This window comes from Pseudomonas borbori, from assembly GCF_900115555.1.
Taxonomy (GTDB): domain Bacteria; phylum Pseudomonadota; class Gammaproteobacteria; order Pseudomonadales; family Pseudomonadaceae; genus Aquipseudomonas; species Aquipseudomonas borbori.
In genome coordinates, this window is the sequence record NZ_FOWX01000075.1 from 1 (window position 1) to 4,920 (window position 4,920).

The 4,920-nt window shown below is 53.6% G+C and carries 4 protein-coding genes; 3 read left to right on the forward strand and 1 reads right to left on the reverse strand.

Going from position 1 to position 4,920, the window contains the following annotated elements; genetic code table 11:
* Window positions 1-536 precede the first annotated feature (536 nt).
* Window positions 537-1,127, forward strand: coding sequence for a hypothetical protein (locus tag BM315_RS23860; RefSeq protein WP_090506143.1), 591 nt, complete (start codon window positions 537-539; stop codon window positions 1,125-1,127).
* 482 nt (window positions 1,128-1,609) lie between these two features.
* The gene (locus BM315_RS23865; RefSeq protein WP_090506145.1) at window positions 1,610-2,632 is read left to right on the forward strand and encodes an HNH endonuclease; all 1,023 of its coding nucleotides are present in this window, start codon (window positions 1,610-1,612) and stop codon (window positions 2,630-2,632) included.
* Between the two features lie 443 nt (window positions 2,633-3,075).
* Here the strand turns inward: BM315_RS23865 and BM315_RS23870 are convergent, their stop codons facing one another.
* A complete protein-coding gene (locus BM315_RS23870) occupies window positions 3,076-3,630 on the reverse strand; it encodes a cysteine hydrolase family protein (protein WP_090506147.1) in 555 nt (184 codons plus the stop codon).
* Window positions 3,631-3,742: 112 nt separating this feature from the next.
* Between BM315_RS23870 and BM315_RS23875 the strand changes: the two genes are divergently transcribed.
* Entirely contained in the window at window positions 3,743-4,726 is a 984-nt protein-coding gene (locus tag BM315_RS23875; RefSeq protein ID WP_090506149.1) for a GlxA family transcriptional regulator, read from the forward strand.
* The last annotated feature ends 194 nt before the right edge of the window (window positions 4,727-4,920 follow it).

Below are 4,920 nucleotides of genomic sequence, written 5' to 3' on the forward strand. Positions count from 1 at the left end.
AACTCCCACTCAACTCTGCGGATCGCGTTGCTACGCGAATTCTGGAGAAGTTTTCGCATCGAGCTTGCGTGGAATTTACGAGAGATCGTCAGATTTGATCATTGATTGATCAGCTCTCGGTGCTCAAATCGTTTTTACACAGCCTGGGCCAGAAGCGGCCGGTCTACTCTATAAATAAATCCCCTTTTCCCTATATTCTTCCCGGGTGGACAGCATCGAGCAATTCCAGTTCAGTGCAATAGGCGACAGTGTTGGTTCAGTCGGGAATGCTAAAGGGGGGCGGCGCGTGCAAGATGTAAGGCCTGACCCCGGTGTTTTCAGGAGCCGAGGCTTAATGGGTGGAGCCAGATTGAACAGGGATACCGAGAAAACTGCTCAGGGCCACCGGGAGAGGCTCCTAGACGCTGAACTACAGAGGTTCGCACGTAGCGTCCTGGGGGTACGATTCGGCCAGATCAACTTAGTTTTCGATCTGAAAAACGAGCCGGTCAATTCCGGCCCTGCATTTTATCCATGAGAGACACAAGGATATGGAAATGCCTGGACTGTCAGATGTACCAATCGGCCTAGTGGTGAGGGGCTACACCTTCATTAGAGATAAGAGACTAGACGCTGCGCTCGCCAGGCTTGAAGCAGATGGCATCACCATCGCAGATTTGGAAAAGAGCGATTACCGCTTTACTGCATTCACACGTATGGTGGCCGCGCTTGAGACGTGCTCCTCGAATGCGATGATGGAGAAGTTGGTGGACTACCTCATGGCCGGAGTAGCAACAGCCACAATCGATGAGAAGCCAGACGTGTTTCAAGACGTCTTATCCAATTTGGCCAAGTTGAGAGAGAGCCAGGTCGAGATACTGGCAGAGATGCGAAAACGGGAGATGCGCGATGGAGAAAGCGCAGAGGCGTTTCAGAAAGGAGCTGAGCTTGAAAAATGGGTGGCAGAGAAATACGGAGTAGACGAAGACACAGCTCAGCAGCTTATCGTCGCGCTTAGTCAGAGCGGTTTTACCCAAAGCCGGTATCCGACGTTCTCTGATCTGAATGGAAGGACACCCATGTCCCATCGACTTACCGGTTTGGCAGACTTGCTTTTGGACATGGTTTATTACCGTTGCCGCCTTTGATTAGCACACAGTTATGGAGGAAGAAGCGTCCTCTAAGGAGATACTAAGGCTGCTCGGTTGAGACACCTTCAGCGTCCCTGCTACCCACGTCTTTGAGCTTCAGGCATACAGACCCTCTCATCCCTCGGGATCATGGTTGTTGATGAACCTGACAGTGCCGCATAAAGGGGTCGGAGTGAATAAAAATAAATCACTCCGACCCCTTTAGTGTTGAAGTGCCTATGGGGAAGGGCAGCAAGCCGGGGCGATTCAGAGCCACTGGATCAAATGGTTCCCTCAGGGATGCGCTAGCGGCTAAGCTAGCCCCGGAAGCATTGACTCAGGCTCAGAACCTGGAGATGCAATACTTCAACGAGCACAAGCCGCACTAAGGGGCTGCTCCCGCACAACTTAATACACAGCGGTAATGCGAGTCAGCCAATAGCGCTACTCTCCAACACCCCTTGCAATCCTTAACAGGATAAGATTAAGGAAGATATTTAATGCTAAGACTTACACTCGCTTTTATTATTTTTCTTGTCATTAGCGACATGAGCGCAACATTTTCATTTTTATCTACCGAGATCAAAGTCGCACTTTATTTAGTTTCAGCCCTTATTATCGGTTATGAGGCCTATGCTTTTTGGTATTTCCACAACGAGCAATTCTTGGCGTTAAAAATCAGCATAAAGAAACACACGGAAGACTGCAACGACCTAAACCACCACATCGAAAATTTGAAAAGCACACAACTCGACATTAATTCATACGACTACGGCCATGGCAGCCTTCACGATACAAGCAGATACCTATTCAAGCGATTGGAGTGGGCCAAATCCACAAAAGATGCCAAAGTACATCATTGCTCCGCCAGCGTGTGTAAAGCTGCTAATGACCAGCCGTTCAAATATCTTTGCAAATATTTTGACATTAGAGCCAACGAAAATACGCTCTCACACCTTGAGACAGCGTTGAACAACTACCTTGCAGCGTACCAAGGAAAGGCCCTGCTGGAGCAGGAACGCGACCGGCTCATGCTGAGCCTGACAGACCCGATACCATCAATGTTCTACATCCTAAACAAACAACGTTTAGCTAAGGAACTCGGCTTTGAGCCTGTCAGCCTGGTCGATGTAAATTTCCAAGCCTACAAATTCCAGTACGTTTCCTCTGGCGGCAATAGCTCTTATGAAGTATCAATTGCACTGGACATGGAAAATCTTGAGAGATTCATTAAGTATCTTGGTGATATCGTGCGATTTAGAAATAGTACCAGAGGCCAGAGAGCATTAATGACCCCGCAGCTTCGAGAAAAAATTAAGCAAAGAGACAATTACACCTGTCAAATATGCGGAGCCTCTTCGCTCAATGAGAAGAACCTGTTAATTGAAATAGATCATGTTATTCCAATCTCCAAGGGCGGCACTACAACAGAGGAAAACTTGCAAGCTCTATGCTGGCGGTGCAATCGTACAAAGGGGGCAACATTAACTACAAGTAGTAATGCGCTTCTTAAACCAGCCTAATCGTTATTGAAGCTCAACGTCAGTCTGATCTAGCCCATGCACGAGGAATACGAACAAACCATTGCGTTGCATGCCGTGAGCCAGCTTTTCTGCGAAGCGCGCCTCTGCACTCTGCGCGGGCTCAGGGGTGTCGTTGAGCGTGTTGACGCATAACAATCGGGGCCACCCATTAGCCGGTCCTGCGTCAAGATCCAAAGCCTACCCGCCCTACTTTTTAACGGCACTTGTCCACCCGCGTCTGCGGTTGGTCGGTTCGGGTCGGCTCCGGCCCTTCGTGAGCGGTCGCCGTCGACCCAATATAGTCCGGTCAGCAGCATCAATATCGTGTTCCCGATTGCCGCTTCGAGAAGCCCAGTCACCGCGCCTGGCTTAACGACACCAGTTACCTGGGTCCGACCCGCTACATGTCTACGTGGAGACAGCCGGGCAGGATCAACCCCGTTTCAAATGGTACGGGCCAGATATTGTTCGGTCGACACCACCTGCGCATAGGCGAATGCCAGGGCAGCCATGAAGGCGGCGTGTACCTGCGCGGCGGGAACAGTCACCCCCTCGAATTCCAGGTCATGCGTGGCACAGGCATCCGCGATAACGGTATTGGCATAGCCATAATCAGCGGCGGCCCTGACCATGGCATCCACACACATGTGGCTCATGTTGCCGACGATCGTCAACTGCTCGATCGCGTTGTCGTCCAGAATCGCTTTCAAGGGGGTTTCGAGGAAGGCATTGACGTGGTTTTTCAACACCACGGGCTCATCGGCCAGGTTGATCACTTTCGCGTGCGTCTGAGCACCCTGGCTTCCCGGCGCGAAAAACGGTGCCGCGTCCGTAGCGAACTCATGCCGAATATGCACCACCAATTCGCCAGAGGCGCGGGCATGGGCCAATACACGCGCCGCGTTATCGGAGGCTGCATCTATCCCCTTCAGCGGCCACTTCCCGTTCACGAAGTAATCGTTCTGAATATCCACCAACACCAGGGCTCGCTTACTCATGACACACTCCATCATCAGGTTTGACTGTAGGTAAAAAACACTCGAGTACCCTATGGAATGCCCACGCCATTGGGCATTGGCGAAACCGACAATTTTGGTGGAAAAACTGACAATGACGAAAAGTGCCTCCCCAGCGCAGGTTGGCATCCTGCTCTACCCGGGTGCCCAGCGTGCGGCTGTGTATGGGCTGAGCGACATTTTCACGGTCGCCAACCAGATGAGGCGTGAGCGCCTGGCGCTCGATATACCCGAGATCAGGATCTGCCAGTGGCAGCTGGATGCTCAGGGGGTCATGGCCTGCATCGACGACACAGATCCGCAAGCAGAGCACGCGCCCGCCGTGATCATTGTCCCGCCTTGCCTGGGCGGGCAGCCCGACGCCCTGAAGGCACGGCCCTTGATTGCCAGCCTGAAGCGCTGGCATGACGCCGGAGCGGTGGTGAGTTCGGTGTGCGCGGGCGTCTACCTACTGGCAGAGGCCGGCTTGCTGGACGGGCGTACGGCCACCACCCACTGGAGTCTGGCCACCCATCTGGCGGACAGTTACCCGTCGATACAAGTCGACGTCGACAAGATGATCATTGATGACGGCGACATCATTACCGCGGGCGGCCTCATGGCCTGGACGGATCTGGGGCTGGCCCTGGTGGAGCGCCTGCTCGGCCCGACCATTGCCACTGAAACGGCACACTTTCTGGTGCTTGACCAGGTACGGCACTCGCAGCGCTGCTTCAAACGCTTCGCCCCCCAACTGACCCATGGCGACGAAGCCATATTGAAGGTGCAGCACTGGTTACATGCGCACAACGGCCTTACAAACGGCATTGCCCAATTAGCCGCCCTGGCCAGCCTCGGCGAGCGAACCCTGTTGCGCCGCTTTCGTAGCGCAACGGGCCACACGCCGACCGAATACTGCCAGGCATTGCGCATCAGCAAGGCCTGTGAGCTTCTGGAACTGACCAACCGTAGCATCGAGCACATCGCCTGGACCATTGGTTACAGCGACACCGGTGCGTTTCGCCGGCTCTTCAACAAAGTCACCGGCCTCTCGCCGGCGCACTATCGCAGCCGTTTCGGGGTCAACGGCGCCGTATGAGAGGAGGCCCACCCGGCGGCCCGGAGTCGCTAGGTGGGGACAATCGGCTAGATGATTCTCAGACCACGATATTGATGTTGCTGGCCGTCCGCTTCTGGCCCAGGCTGTGTAAAAACTCCCACTCAACTCTGCGGATCGCGTTGCTACGCGAATTCTGGAGAAGTTTTCGCATCGAGCTTGCGTGGAATTTACGA

What these genes read in the sequence shown, in the direction of transcription:
- BM315_RS23860 (WP_090506143.1), top strand. Translation starts at nt 537, where the DNA reads ATGCCTGGACTGTCAGATGTACCAATCGGCCTAGTGGTGAGGGGCTAC.
- BM315_RS23865 (WP_090506145.1), top strand. Translation starts at nt 1,610, where the DNA reads ATGCTAAGACTTACACTCGCTTTTATTATTTTTCTTGTCATTAGCGAC.
- BM315_RS23870 (WP_090506147.1), bottom strand. Translation starts at nt 3,630, where the DNA reads ATGAGTAAGCGAGCCCTGGTGTTGGTGGATATTCAGAACGATTACTTC.
- BM315_RS23875 (WP_090506149.1), top strand. Translation starts at nt 3,743, where the DNA reads ATGACGAAAAGTGCCTCCCCAGCGCAGGTTGGCATCCTGCTCTACCCG.